Raw genomic sequence first — 13,803 nt, forward strand, 5'->3', positions numbered from 1 at the left:
GATGCGAACGGCGACCGGTACTCGAATATCGAGCAGGTCAACGGTTCGGATTTCGCGGACATCCTGATCGGCGGCGCAGGCTCGGAGTTGCTGTTCGGCGATGACGGAAACGACTTCCTCGTGGGCGGTGCCGGCGCGGACGTGATCAATGGCGGCGCGGGCTTCGATGTCCTGTCCTTCTATAATGCCGGCAGCGGCGTGCGGGTCGATCTGGGCCGGGGCACGGGCGTTGGTGGCGAGGCCGAAGGCGACCTGCTGCTGAATATCGAGCAGGTGAACGGCTCGGCGTTCAACGACATCCTCATCGGCTCTGAGGCCGACAATATCCTCTTCGGGGATGAGGGCGCGGACTTCCTCAACGGTCGTGGTGGCGCGGACATCCTCAATGGCGGCGGCGGTGTGGACAAGGCGTCCTATTACAATTCGCTGGCGGCGGTGAATATCAATCTGAGTTCCGGTCTCGGCTCGGGCGGCGATGCTGAGGGCGACCTGCTCAACAATATCGAGCAGGTAGATGGCTCGGCTTTCAATGATACCCTTATCGGATCAGGGGATGCCGACCAGCTCTTCGGCGGTGAGGGCGCGGATGACCTTTACGGCCTCGGAGGCGCAGATACCCTGCTGGGCGGCAGGGGGTCAGATGACCTCGATGGCGGCGCCGGCGCTGATGTCTATCTGTTCCGCCTGGCCGATGACGCCGGCGGCGCGGAGGATAATGTCTTGTCATTCGAGCAGGGCTTGGACCTGATCGACCTCTCGGAGTTCGGCTATTCCTCCGTAAGCGATCTTACGCTTCAGGATGTGGCCGGTGCGGCCAGGATCGTTCTGGATAATTCCGTGATCGACATCGAGGGTGTGGCGGCCAGCGCGTTGAGCGACGCCGATTTCATCTTCGCTTGAGGTCTCTGAGAGCGCTCTAAGCCGCTCCGCAGCGGGCGGTTGGCCGTTCGAGGACTGGAAGGAAGGGGCAGGAGGGATCCTGGCCCGCTTCCCTACCGGAAGAATGGAGTTCCCGATCGAAGGAATCCGGCTCCGAAAGGCTCGCCGCCATCGGAAGTGGTTTCGCCTGATACCTGTTTTCCCAAAGCCTCTCGACCTCCCGGCGCGTTTCCGGTAGCGCCCTATGGCGGCTCAGGTCGACACTTCCATTTCACAAAGCGGAGAGCCTGCCGAGGCTAGACTCAAGATGTTCGAGCCATCTCACGGTCGATATATAGTTTGTGCCCGTGTCGGCGATCCTCTCTGCCGGAAGGCTCGGGCCCGATTGATCTGGGCTGCCAATACAGTCGATGCGGTCGCCAAACTCGGCCTGCCGGCGACGCTCGTTGCCGGTGCGATAGATTTGCCTTTCAATGTATCGAGCCCGGAAGGTTTCCGCGGGTGCCGCCGTCTTCTCGAGCATTTCTACGGCGTGCGGGAAGCTTTCGATGTCATGCTGACTTACCCGCCCCCAAAGCAGGTGGGGGAACAGGCCTCTCCTGCTTCGCGTCAGTGGCAGGTGGAGGCTGACTTCGCGCGCCATGTTCTTCCGCGAGCTGCGCTGGTGCATTCGCGTGATCCGGCGCTGAACAGGCTGTGCCACCGCCACAAGATTCCGTTCATATACGAGGATCACAGCGAAGACTTCCACGTCGAAGTGGAAAGGGCGCAGGACGCCCAGCTGAACTCGGAGTTCTGTCGCGCCGTCATCGCCATTGCGCCGGAGGTCAAGGCAAGGCTCACGGCCATGGGCGTGGACGATGAGCGGATTCTGGTGGTCGAGAGCGGGCTGAGCGAAAACGAGGTCCTGCCTGCGGAGTCGGAGTTCCTGCGCTGGCGTCAGTTCCTGATGCAGGGCGTGTACGGAAAACTCGCTGTCTATACGGGCGGCATGCAGGAAGAGCGGGACATCGAGCAGATCATCCGTGCTGCGAGTGTCCATCAGGACGTCATGTTCGCCTTCGCCGGCGGCCACCCGACCGACATTGCGCACTGGCGGCAGATGGCCTTCCAGATGGGGGTCCGGAACACGAGTTTCCTGGGCCATCTGACCTACTCCGAAGTCGCAACGCTTCAGCAGGCCGCCGATCTTCTTCTATATACCCGCAAGGCCGGTCCGCGGGCATTCATCACCTCGCCTCTTAAGCTGTTCGAGTACCTTGCAACCGGAAACCGCATCGTCGCTGCGCAGTTGCCGCAATTGGCGGACCTCTCTTCTGCCGGATTGCCCCTGACCTGGTACGATCCCCGTCAGGGCGACTTCTGCGACCGCGTCGGAGAGGCGCTGCGTCTCGACCCTCCGGGAGCGGATGAGCGTCGCCGGTCGCGCCAGTTCGCTTCCCTTTACACCTGGCGCCGGAGGCAGCAGCGAATACTCGGCTTCGCGGGATATCAGATCGACAGCGAGGCGCATTATCGTCCTGAGGAAGCCGTTGCCTGATGCGAAGCCGCATTCACCAGCTTGAGAAGTCCTATCGCGCCCGGGAGCAGTTCGTTCCCGACGAGCTCGTCTACGACATAGTATTCGTACTGAATATAAACAGTCGCGGGTGGATTCTCGAAAAGATCGCTCGCATCATCGCCCGGGAATCCAACCTGCACTGCCGAGTCATATTCTCCGAGCGCAACAACACGCTGACCAATCCGCTTCCCCCGGCCAGGGCCTATTTCTTCGCCCACTATGCCATCGCGTTCTTCGCGATGCTGCACGAGCCAGATGTCTTCAAGGCAAGACGCTTCGTCTGGTTCACCCATCCGGACCGCGGCAAAGGGGTGAGCTTCGACGAACTGGCCGCGATGGCCGATTTCTGCGAGGCGGTCTTCGTGCCGAACTCGCTGTATCGTCAGCTGCTCATCCAGATCGGCGCTTCACCTGACAAGGTCGAACTCGTGCTAGGCGGTGCGGATCCGGAACTCTTCTCCCCTAAGGCGCGGGGGGAGGGCAAGATCGGCTTCGTCTCCGCCTACTATGACCGGAAGCGCCCGGAGTTCATGCGGGACGTCGTCGCCGCGAATCCCGATCGGGAATTCCTTCTTCTCGCTCCCCACCCCGATGAGGTGACCAATCTCGGGCTGTTGTGGTCGGCCTGGGAGGGCTTCGACGAACTGGCAGCCCTGCCGAACTTCGAATATGTCGAGGCAAGGTACGAAGACTTTCCCCGCTACTATGACAGGATAGACGTGCTCATCTCGCTGTCGAAGGTCGAGGGGGGGCCGATCCCCTTGATCGAAGGCTTGATGAGCAATGCGTTGATCCTTGCGACCGATACCGGCTTCGCTCGGGATCTCATCCGAAGCCGTGAAAATGGCTGGATTTTACCCAGCGACCCTGCATTGGAAGATGTTCAGGCGGCACTCGATTGGGCGCTGGGTGCGCCTGCTTCCGATGTCAGCAGCGAACCTCGCCGGCTCCTGTCCTGGGCCAGTTTCGGGCAGCAGATCGTGCAAAGGATGTTCCCGCCGCTTGGCGACGGGGTGCATATTGACTGCGATTCTTCCGGATCAGGGGAGCGCTATGCCCAAGGAGGCTGGCTGCCGTCGGATCCGACCGGAATGAAGATGTCCCAGGGCCGGGCCACTCTGGACCTTCCTTTTTCTTCGGTTGACACGCCGATGGCTCTGCGACTGCGCATGTGGCGTTGCGATGGCAGGGAGGGCGATTTGCCGGTTTCCTGCGGCGGTCCTGCGCAGGACCGCAGCTACGTCTTGCAGGGAAAAGGCCCTCAGGTTCTTCGACATGTTACCTTCTCTGCGCCTGCGGAGGCGGCCGCCACGCGCGTTCAGCTTGCGGTGCCTTCCCTGTACGGGCCCTCTCCACCCGTCTTGAAGCTGGGCTGGGTGGAGCAGGTGCCGCTCAGTCTCCTGAAGCCAGGCGACGCCATCCGCTTCGATGCGGAAGCGGTCTGGTCGAACTGCCTCGAGCATGGCTGGCATGGGGCGGAGCGCAGCGGGACATGGTCACGGGTTCCTCGTGCCCGCCTCGTCCTGCCCGTCGAAGCGCAGGCAGACGGCCTCAAGCTCACGATCTCTGGGCGTGTCTGTGATGCAGGCAGGAAGCGGCGCGGCCCGCTGGGCGGAAAAAGAAACGGGACCACCCTGAGGGTGGCCGCACCGGCTCATGACATATCCCGGTCCTTCGAATTCGAAGACGAAGCGGTCAGGGATCTGACCTTCATCCTGCCGGGGCCTGTTGCCAGGGGAGGGATCGAGCTCGTCTTCACTGCAGAGGCGTTCACGGCACCGAAATCTCTCGATCCATCGTCCGCCGACGACCGACGCCTGGGTTTCATGATCCAATCGATCGCGTTCGCTCTGCCGACCGCATCGGACAAGGGGGGTGCGGCGGCCGGTGACGCCGGGCAGAATTCGGTCCGGACGAACCGGGTCGGGCAAGGCGGGTCGAGCCAAAGGAAACGTGCAAAGGAAGGGACGTAGCGATGGTCCAGCCCTTCGCCGTTCCAATGCGCGACGGTACGATCCTGACCCATGCCTCTTCGGGGTTGAGCTATCTGGTGCCGGGCGAGGATGTTCATGCCGTTGAGCGGCTGGCTGTGCGGCGAACCTTCAGGCCGCACGTCGTCGAAGCATTGCGCCGGTTCGTGTTGCCAGACAGGGACGTGGTCGAGATTGGTGGCTCGTTCGGGTTCTTCACCTGCTATCTCGCTTCGCTCCTCGATCCCATGAGCGGAAGAGTCCTGTCATTCGAGCCGAACCCGGAACTCGCACGGCTCATTCGGCTCAATGCCGACCTCAATTCTCCGCTCGCCCCGGTCACGGTGGTAGAGGCGGCGGCGGCATCGCGACCGGGAGTGGCGGTGCTCCATATTCCTGCCGCAGCCCCCTCGGAAGCTGCGCTGATGCCCGCCCGCGCTGACGAGACGTTCGTCGGCGCAAGCGAGATCGAAATCAGCTGTGAGCGCGCCGACAGCGTGGCCGCATCGACGCGCACGGTGGGGCTGATCAAGCTCGACGCGGGAAGCGGAACCCTTGATGCTCTTGAAGGCTGTAGGGCACTCATCGAGCGAGTGGAGGACATCGTGATCGTCCTGAGATGGCACGGGACCAAGATCGAACGTTCGCCCCTTGGCGTGGATGGCATCTGCGCGTTCTTCGAAGAGTACGGCCTTGAGGCGCGGGTGATCGACTCCGCCGGCGAGTGTCCCCGTTCTTTCTGGAATGAGCGGAATGACCGTGAAGTCGTAGATCTCGTATTGCGCCGATCGCATGTGTGGGACCCCGCCGAACCTTCGGCGGGAGCGTCCTGAAGGAGGAATGATGTCGGGCGAAGATACTTTGAATGCTCTGCTGCAGGAGGTGCGATCCCTTCGCAAGGAGGTGTCGAACCTGTCAAAGCTGACGGCTCCGTTCGGCGTATACATGGGGGATGGGACCGTCCTGACGCAGAGTGCCCAGGGACTGCGCTTCTATGTTTATGCCGATGATCAGATCCTGCTGCCGAAGTTGATCGGCAACAGGATCTGGGAGCCGAGCGTGACGCGGCACTTGATGTCCTCGATCAATCCAGACGCTGATTTCATCGATGTGGGGGCGAATATCGGGTACTTCTCCTGTCTCGCCGCCTCGCGTCTCGACCGGAAGAAGGCCAGTGTCTTCGCCTTCGAACCCAATCCGCGGGCGATGGATCTCCTCGTGCGGAATACCGCCATCAATTGGTCGCTCGCCAAGATCCACGTCTCCCATTTCGCCCTGGCCGAAACGGAGGGGGAGGTGACGCTGTTCACGCCGCGCCGGCTTATCGGAAATGCCTCGATCTACGATATGCGGAACCCGGGCGAGAGCTACGGTGAGGGCGACACAGTCTCCGAGGTGAAGATTCCGACCCGCACTCTCGACTCCCAGATCGCCGAGAAGGATCGGGTCGGAACGATAAAGATCGATGTGGAGGGCGCTGAATTGGGGGTGCTACGGGGTGCCGAGGAAATCCTCCGGGCCTCGAAAGGCGTCGAGGTCGTGATGGAGTGGTCGCGGGCACAGCTCGACCGGGCGCCCGGGGGGGCGGATAGCGTTCTGGCGTTCCTCGATGACCACCACCTGATGGTCCGCGAAATCGGCAAGGCCGAGAACCCGCCTATCCCACTGGAATCCCTGGCCCAGATCTCCTACACGAACATCTTTCTCAGAAAAGACTGAGGAGCGGCTGGTCCGGGCGCGCCCGCAAAGACCGGCCTCCTGCTGACCGGAAACCTTCGAGAGGCTCAGCATGAGCACCTATGATCTTGACTTCGATATCGCTTCCCTGCCGGAGGGTTGGTTTACAGCCGCTCAGATCCATGGGCTCTACGATCTCGCGATGGCAACCGCAGGTCCGATCCTCGAGGTGGGGCCGTGGGTGGGTCGCTCGACTTCCGTCATATGCCGGGCGCTCGCGAGGCGGCGGGACGAGAAGATCGAGTTTCATACCGTCGATTATGGCATCTCCTCCGAAGAGGAGTGGGAACGGCTCTTCGGAAGTCCGGTGCGCAACAAGCACAAACCGGAGCGCTATCTGCGGCATATCAATCAGGCCGGCGGTACCATTGCCTCGCTCAAGCGCAATCTGGAGGCGCAGGGTCTGCGTGACCACGTCACCATTCACAAAGGCGACTTTCACGCCGTTGCGCCCGACGGTCCTTTCGGGCTGATTTTCTGTGACGCCACGCACAACCGGCGGGAGATCGACAAGAATGTTCCGGCTCTTCTGGAGCGACTGGTGGAAGGAGGCGTGCTCGCCTGCGACGACATCAATGACGAACTGTTCGAACACCTCTCGGAAAATTACCCGTTCCGCCGCTGGGTGCGGCACGAACTTCTCTGTGTCGGCTATCGTTGAGCCGTCAGGCCACCTGTCCGTTTGACAGGCGGTGACGCCAATGCTCCCTGCCTCGTCCCCCGAAAGAGGAGCGGCCGGCTCGATGCGAGCGCTCTTCAGCGCCTAATCGGATCTTCCATGAGTACTGCGCTTCCCAGACCCCGGTCATATTCCACGAGCGGATATCCCCTTCGCGCGACTTTGAAGGATATGCGCGAAGGCGCCGTACGTTGGCGGCTATGGTCCTCTCTTGCCTGGGAGGACTTGCGCCAGCGCTATCGCCGCTCTTTCATCGGGCTGCTGTGGTCGACGATTTCCTTCGCCTTCTTCATCGCCGTGAAGGTGCTCATCTTCAATCCGCTCATCGATGCGGGAGAAAACTACTTCACGCTCTACGTCGCCCTCGGCTTCTTCGCATGGACCTTCATCAGCGCGATCGTGACCGACGGTTGCAACGTCTACGTGGTCTCCGAAGCCTGGGTGAAGGGCGCCCGGCTGCCCCTGACAGTCTTCGTCATGCAGATGGTGGCGCGCAACTGCGTCATCGCATGCTACAATCTGATCGTCATCGTGGCTTTGATGGTGTGGCTGCGATGGCCCATTTCCTGGATGACGCTGGCCTTCGTTCCGGTGTTCTTCCTGTTCTGCCTCAACGGCGTGTGGGTCGGCTTCGTTCTGGGAGCCATCTCCGCCCGACACCGCGACTTTCTGCATCTCGTCCAGACGATCATGCGGGTCATGTTCTTCCTCACCCCCATCTTCTGGTTGCCGAACCAGATGGGAGGCCTCTGGGAGTACTTGCAGTACAATCCGTTCGCTCACTACATCATCCTTCTGCGGGATCCGGTCCTTGAAGGCAGCTTCCCCGTCGCCAGCGCACTGGTGGTGGGGGCCGTCACGGTGGTGGGTTCGTTGCTGGCTGTCGCCACGATGGCCATGACGCGCAAACGCATTGTCTTCTGGCTCTGATATGGCGAAGATCACACTGAATGACGTCTCGGTGGTCTATCCGATGCTGGGACGCGGACCGAAACAGCCTCTCATGGAAGGCGAGCCAGAGGGCGCCGGCTCCTTTATTCGCGACACGGCCGATCGAGGACGAGGCGTCATGGCCCTGTCCAATGTCACTCTGTCCATGGAGACGGGGGATCGTGTCGGCCTGATCGGCAGAAACGGTTCCGGGAAATCGACGCTCCTGCGTACGATCGCCGGGATCTACGAGCCCGATAGCGGCCGGATCACAGTCGAGGGTGCCGTCGCAGGATTGTTCAATGCGAGCCTAGGTATCCGGGCCGAAGCAACCGGCTATCGCAACATCGAACTGTCTGGGCTCATAGCGGGGTACCCGCGGGAGGCCATTCGCGAAATCTTACCGAAAATCGCCGAATTCACGGAGCTTGGCGATTATCTCAACTACCCTGTGCGCACCTACTCCAATGGCATGGCGATGCGCCTGAAATTCGCCTGCGCGACCGCTTTCCACCCCGACATCCTCCTGCTCGACGAGTGGCTGGGGGCGGGCGATCCGGATTTCCAGAAGAAGGCGCAGGCCCGGATGGTCGAGATGGTCGAGCAGGCAGGCATCATGATCCTCGCTTCGCACAACCACAATCTTATCAAGGAGACCTGCGACAAGGTGGCGTGGCTTGAGCGGGGGGAGCTGCGGGCCTACGGCCCGGCAGGAGATGTCATTGCCTTTGCCGAGGGGCGGCAATCCATAGCTGACGACTATTACTACGAGGAGGACTGCCTGGAACTGGTATCGGCCTCTTCCGAAGCTACAAGAGAAAGCTAGACGAATGCTTCATACGAGCGGTGACGCTGCGGGTCGCTCTTCTCGCTCCGCGAAGATTCTGGTCGAGCTCGTGCTCGCGGATCGAGGGTGGATCGTCGAAAAACTGGCGCGAGAGATCGCCGGGGCGCTGCCATCGGAACGGTTCGCCGTTCGCATGCTCGATGAGCCGAGCGGCCTGGGCGATATCACCTATTTCATTCCCTACTCCGCCTACCGCCCCGTTCCAGGCAGCATCACGGGAGCGTGGTTTACGCACCAAGAGCAAATCGAGCCGGCCAAGAGCAGGTTCGTCGAGATTGCCCGTGCTGTCGATTTCTGCCTCACCCCGGCCGACCGCTACAAGGCGCTGCTGCGGGGGGAGGGGGTAGACGAGGTCAGCACCATTCTCCATGGCGTCGATCTTGACAAGTTCGAGCCGGAACTCCGTATCGGCGTGGTGGGGCGCACATATCACACCGGTCGCAAGGGCGAGGCCCTTATCGCGAGCCTTCTGGATCTCGAGGGGGTCAAACTGTCCTTCACCGGTGAGGGATGGCCCTTGCCGAATCAGAATCGGACGGTGGAGGGACTGGCTGAATTCTATCGCGGTCTCGACTACCTCCTCATTCCCTCCACCATAGAGGGCGGGCCAGTGCCCCTTTTCGAGGCGCTGGCGAGCGGTTGCCCCGTCATCGCGAGCGATGTGGGCTGCGTCCCGGATTTCCCGCACATCCCCTTTTGCAAAGGTGACGGGGACGATCTGCGCCGTGTGGTCAAGGAACTCCGGGACGAGAAGTTCAGCCTGCGTAATTCTGTCGCCGACCTGACCTGGATGCGTTTCGGGAAGGCTCACGGCGAGGTCTTCGAGAGGATGGTGCAGGCGCGCGGCAACGGCCGCGATCGCGCTCGCAGAGAGGACGAGCCCCTGCTCGACAGCCCTTTCGCCCTGGTCACTCATGGTTCGGAAGACAAGAATCTGGGCGGCCCCACCACAAGGATCCGCAACATCCTGAGCGCTGCCGCACAAAGAGGAGCCGTCGGCGGCAGCTATCACGGCTACACGGCTCTTCGCCGTTCGGGCCGTGCCGTAGATCCCGTGCATGTCTTCAACTCGTGGCCGTTGAAAACCGCGGTGGAGACCTTGAGCCTCGTCAGGCGTCAAGGGCATGCTACCGTCTTTTCGCCCATCGCGTTGAACCTCTCTACCCGGCCCTATTTCCAGGACGTGCTACCGAAACTTTTGGCCGATGCCTCTTCGGCTGGAGATGTCGAAGAGGCCGCTCGCTCTGTGCGGGTTCTGACGAATGAATGGGATCCCGCATCCGGCGTCGCGCCTGTTGAAGGCGTGGAAGGCCATTTTTCGGCGCTGCGCAGGGCAGTGGGAAGTTCCGATGCGACGGTCTTCCTGAGCGCCTACGAGCAGGCCTTCGTCGAGAGTGTCGGAGCCCGTCCTGCAAACTCCCGCATCATCCGCAACGGCGTCGACACCGCGATCATGGCAGCGGGCGAGCGCGAGCGGTTCGAGCAACAGTTCGGGGTCCGGGACTTCATCCTCCTCGTCGGACGGATCGAAAGCCGCAAGAACCAGGCGCTCCTCGCTTTCGCCCTGCGCAATTTCGACCTGCCGGTCGTCTGCATCGGGCATATCGGCGACCCCGCCTACTACAAGTCCCTGCGCCGGTGGGCAGGGAAATCATTCGTGCACATTGAGCGAATCGACGACCGGGCTCTGCTTGCCGGTGCCTACAAGGCCGCGAGGGTTCTCGTGCTGGTAAGCTGGTCGGAAGGAGCGCCGCTGGCGGCGTTGGAGGCCGCGGCCGCCGGAACCCCACTCGTGTTGTCGACGATGTCCTCCGAGCGGGAATATTTCGGAGATCTCGCCAGTTATGCCCACCCGGCGGATCTCGATGGTATTCGCGATGCCGTTGGCGGGATCATCGAGAGCCCACGGGACGAAGCGGGGCGGCGCCACCGATCCGGATGGGCGTGCGAGAACTTCGACATCGCGCGGCATGCTGAAGAGACGCTTTCCTTCTATGGCGACATTCTTGCCGCGCGTGGCTACGAAAGGGGCGCGGGCGCTTCGGTGCATCCGGCGCTTGATGTCACTCATCTGGCGCATCGTATCGCCAACAAGCGCCACCTCACCGGCGTCACCGCGGTCGAACAGAATCTGGCCAAGGCCATGCAGGCGATCGAGCCGGGGCTTGCTGCCTATGCCTGGAATTCTCCGCAGCGCACCTATTGCGGATTGAACCTCGAAGCGGTGCTGAGCGCCGAAGATGCCGAAACCGTCAAGAGCACCGGCGAGCTGCCCGGGACATCACGGGAATATTCTCTTGTCACGACAGGAGGCGCGAACACAGCCGCGGCGGAGGGCGGTGCCGGCGCGTCCGAGCCCCTCAATCTGAGGCGTGCGGCTTATTCTGCCTTCAAGCAGAGCGTGAACGCCTTGCCGGATCCGGCTCATCGTGCGGCAGTCAGCGCTATTCGGAACATCCGTCCGTCATTCAATCCCGAGGTTGCGCCCCATCACCGCGTGTTCGGTGGACAGGAGAAGCGGAACTTGCTGCCGGACCGGCGGCACCGCTTGACCGAGCGCGTGAAGGTCGGCGAGATCGACATCGTGACCAGATCGCGGCCCGTCGCGCCTTTCGACATCGCGGAGGACACGCTTTATTTGTTCGGGCAGCCCTGGATTTCCAATGATCGGCAGCTCGAAGATCTGGCCGACTTCGTTGTAGCGAATCGGCTGAAGCTACGCCCCCTCATCCACGATATTCTCTATGTCACGGATTCGAGTAGCTTCTCCGAGCAGACAAGACAGGCTTATCGCCGTCGCCTGCTGCGGCTGTTGCGGTTCGCGGACCGGGCCCTGGTGACATCCAAGACTGTCGAGAGGGACCTGCAGAAGTTCCTCGAGATGGAGGCGCTGCATGTCCCGGTGCAGCGCATCAAGCTGGGCTTGCCGCCAGGAGCGATCACAGCCGTCCCCCTACCTCCGCGCATATCGCTGCCTGAGCGATACGTTCTCTACGTCTCGTCGATGAATTCGCGGAAGCTGCATGATTTCTTGATAGACGTTTGGCAGAGCCTGGCGGGCGAGATCGGCGCGAACGCGCGCATCCCCGAGACGGGCCTCGTGCTCGTGGGTGAGGCGCAGGAAGGATTCGAACATTTTGCCGATGCCGCCTTCTTGAAGCAGCTCCGCGAGAGGGGCATCTACGTCCTGCAAGGCATAGAGGACGAGCAGCTTGCCTGGCTGTATGCCAATGCGGCCTTCACCGTTTTTCCGTCACGTTCCGAAGGATGGGGCTTCCCCCCTCTGGAGAGCCTGGCCTTCGGCAAGCCCTGCCTCGCATCCAACACCATCCCATCCGTTCGCGAGACCGAGAACGGTGGCCTCATCAAGCTGCCGCCGGGTGATTTCTTCGCGTGGCGATCGGCGTTGCGGTCGTTCCTGTTCAGCCCGGCAATGGTCGAAGCATTTGCCGAGCGGGCAGGTGAATATGTGCCGCAGAGTTGGGAGTTGGCTGCCCGTGAGCTGCTTGGCTAGACGACAGTGCCAGGCGAAGCGGAGCCGACGTTGCGCCTTCTGCGAGAAAGACGAGTTAGTAAATGCCCTTCCGTACCGACATTCCCGGACAGATTTCGATTTTCCAGCTCCGCGCGATCGAGATCGTCGCCGGTCTTGTTCCCGCTGGGGGTGCGGTCGTGGAGGTCGGCTCGCTGTTCGGCCGTTCGAGTTATGCATGGGGAGCCAGCGTCGATCCCTCCGTCACGGTCCACTGCATCGATCCATGGGAGCGGAACGAAGGCGTCCGCTCGATGGAGAAGCGCTTCCAGATCACCTACGGCATCGAGCAGTTCGAAGCCTATACGAAGCATCTGCCGAACGTTCGGGCGCACAAAGGCTATAGTCCCGCCGATTTTTCTGAATGGGCGGACCCTGTCGATCTCTATTACGAGGACGCAGTACACACAGACCCTATATTGGACCGGAACCTTACATTCTGGACCTCTCGCCTGAAGCCCGACGGTATCGTCTGCGGAGATGACTACAGGCCGCGTTTCCCGGACGTCCGCAATGGTGCTGCACGCCTCGCCGAGCAGATGGGGCGCGAGATCATCACGGTGGATCATTTCTGGTGCCTTCTGCCCAACGCCGATCCCGACGGTCGTGTCGCTGCTGCAGCCGCACGGCTTCGGGAATTGAGCAAGGAGGCACAAAAGGAGCAGCAGAGTCGAGGCTTCAGGTTGAGGATCGGCGCTAATGGTAACCTCGCGCCGGTTCCCGAGGAGGGCGACTGGGAGATCGAGGGGCGCGTCTATATCGACTCCCCCCAACCTTGGCCGGCAAGAGGCAAGAAGCAGCTATGGGCCGGGGCGCGTATCATCGATGCGGAAGAGCCCCATGCAGATCGGATCATCGCTCTTTCGCCTCTGGGCGTTACGCAGCTTCTCTATGACGAGCCCATCGATTTCACTTGCAGGCTGCCAGCTGCAGCCCTGACCGGCGAGCCTGTCGAAGTCGTCTTCGACCTCTTCACGGTGGATCAGGGCTGGCTGCTGAACCGGAATCCCGAGACTGCGCATCGCCACCCCGTGGAATTCGCCGGGAAAGCGCCTACGGCTCCCGAACCTGCTCGATCACCGTCCGATGGAGTCGCGATGCCGGGGGAGCGTGTGCAATTCACGCTGGATGGGCGAGGACAGCAATTTCAGGGAGAAGGCTGGATCGGGACCGAAAAGCAGCACACCTGGACGCGCGGCGAAATTTCGGCGCTACAGATCAAGTATGACCAGGAGCGCCACGAACACGCGGACGGTGTAATGCTGAGCTTCTCGCTGCGCCCCTTCGTCCGTCCCCCGGCACTCAAATCACAACCCCTGAGGATCGCGGTCAACGGCGAGGAAGGCCCTAATCATCGGCTGAAGCAGCGCACCACATTGAGTATGCTCTTGCCAGCGCGCGAGGTACAGGAACCAGTGATGATCCAGTTCCAGCATCCCGAATTCACCCGCCCATGCGATGTCGTACCGGGTTCAACTGACCGCAAGCCGCTGGCAATGGCGTTCGAATGGTTCTCGATGGTCCCGGTCTATACCCTAGCCCGGCGACCGGGGGCGGCGGAATCCGGGTAGGCCGCCTCCGCACGAAGGGAAACCGGCTCCGGAGCGCGAGGCGGGTTGGATCGGCTTGGCCCTGTCAGTCCCTGCGGGACAGGGCCGATGCGAAACT

At 61.8% G+C, this 13,803-nt stretch carries 10 protein-coding genes; all 10 read left to right on the forward strand.

Translation table 11 applies throughout. The features are described 5' to 3' along the window. Positions 1–900, forward strand: a 900-nt coding sequence (locus IE88_RS0108745) for a calcium-binding protein (protein ID WP_162178326.1), incomplete at its 5' end; no start/stop codon positions are given. Positions 901–1,264: 364 nt separating this feature from the next. Further along, positions 1,265–2,419, forward strand: coding sequence for a glycosyltransferase family protein (locus IE88_RS0108755; protein WP_162178327.1), 1,155 nt, complete (start codon positions 1,265–1,267; stop codon positions 2,417–2,419). Next, the gene (locus tag IE88_RS0108760; RefSeq protein ID WP_031553170.1) at positions 2,419–4,413 is read left to right on the forward strand and encodes a glycosyltransferase; all 1,995 of its coding nucleotides are present in this window, start codon (positions 2,419–2,421) and stop codon (positions 4,411–4,413) included. The genes IE88_RS0108755 and IE88_RS0108760 overlap by 1 nt, the downstream gene beginning before the upstream one ends. Positions 4,414–4,415: 2 nt before the next feature. Beyond that, positions 4,416–5,243 carry an FkbM family methyltransferase gene (locus IE88_RS17310; protein ID WP_031553172.1) on the forward strand — a complete coding sequence of 276 codons (828 nt, stop codon included), beginning with the start codon at positions 4,416–4,418 and terminating at the stop codon, positions 5,241–5,243. Positions 5,244–5,250: 7 nt separating this feature from the next. Further along, entirely contained in the window at positions 5,251–6,129 is an 879-nt protein-coding gene (locus IE88_RS17315; RefSeq protein WP_051881763.1) for an FkbM family methyltransferase, read from the forward strand. 70 nt (positions 6,130–6,199) lie between these two features. Continuing rightward, entirely contained in the window at positions 6,200–6,808 is a 609-nt protein-coding gene (locus tag IE88_RS0108775) for a class I SAM-dependent methyltransferase (protein ID WP_031553177.1), read from the forward strand. A 189-nt stretch (positions 6,809–6,997) separates the two neighbouring features. Continuing rightward, complete coding sequence (locus IE88_RS0108780) at positions 6,998–7,756, forward strand: ABC transporter permease (protein WP_162178328.1); 759 nt, start codon at positions 6,998–7,000, stop codon at positions 7,754–7,756. A 1-nt stretch (position 7,757) separates the two neighbouring features. After that, the gene (locus IE88_RS0108785) at positions 7,758–8,582 is read left to right on the forward strand and encodes an ABC transporter ATP-binding protein (RefSeq protein WP_081871561.1); all 825 of its coding nucleotides are present in this window, start codon (positions 7,758–7,760) and stop codon (positions 8,580–8,582) included. A gap of 4 nt (positions 8,583–8,586) precedes the next feature. Further along, entirely contained in the window at positions 8,587–12,117 is a 3,531-nt protein-coding gene (locus IE88_RS17320) for a glycosyltransferase (protein WP_051881765.1), read from the forward strand. Positions 12,118–12,179: 62 nt separating this feature from the next. Further along, positions 12,180–13,706 carry a class I SAM-dependent methyltransferase gene (locus IE88_RS0108795; RefSeq protein WP_031553197.1) on the forward strand — a complete coding sequence of 509 codons (1,527 nt, stop codon included), beginning with the start codon at positions 12,180–12,182 and terminating at the stop codon, positions 13,704–13,706. Positions 13,707–13,803: the final 97 nt, after the last annotated feature.

The sequence above is a fragment of the Parvularcula oceani genome (assembly GCF_000733125.1).
Lineage (GTDB): Bacteria > Pseudomonadota > Alphaproteobacteria > Caulobacterales > Parvularculaceae > Parvularcula > Parvularcula oceani.

What these genes read in the sequence shown, in the direction of transcription:
- IE88_RS0108760 (WP_031553170.1), top strand. Translation starts at nt 2,419, where the DNA reads ATGCGAAGCCGCATTCACCAGCTTGAGAAGTCCTATCGCGCCCGGGAG.
- IE88_RS17310 (WP_031553172.1), top strand. Translation starts at nt 4,416, where the DNA reads ATGGTCCAGCCCTTCGCCGTTCCAATGCGCGACGGTACGATCCTGACC.
- IE88_RS17315 (WP_051881763.1), top strand. Translation starts at nt 5,251, where the DNA reads ATGATGTCGGGCGAAGATACTTTGAATGCTCTGCTGCAGGAGGTGCGA.
- IE88_RS0108775 (WP_031553177.1), top strand. Translation starts at nt 6,200, where the DNA reads ATGAGCACCTATGATCTTGACTTCGATATCGCTTCCCTGCCGGAGGGT.
- IE88_RS0108780 (WP_162178328.1), top strand. Translation starts at nt 6,998, where the DNA reads ATGCGCGAAGGCGCCGTACGTTGGCGGCTATGGTCCTCTCTTGCCTGG.
- IE88_RS0108785 (WP_081871561.1), top strand. Translation starts at nt 7,758, where the DNA reads ATGGCGAAGATCACACTGAATGACGTCTCGGTGGTCTATCCGATGCTG.
- IE88_RS17320 (WP_051881765.1), top strand. Translation starts at nt 8,587, where the DNA reads ATGCTTCATACGAGCGGTGACGCTGCGGGTCGCTCTTCTCGCTCCGCG.
- IE88_RS0108795 (WP_031553197.1), top strand. Translation starts at nt 12,180, where the DNA reads ATGCCCTTCCGTACCGACATTCCCGGACAGATTTCGATTTTCCAGCTC.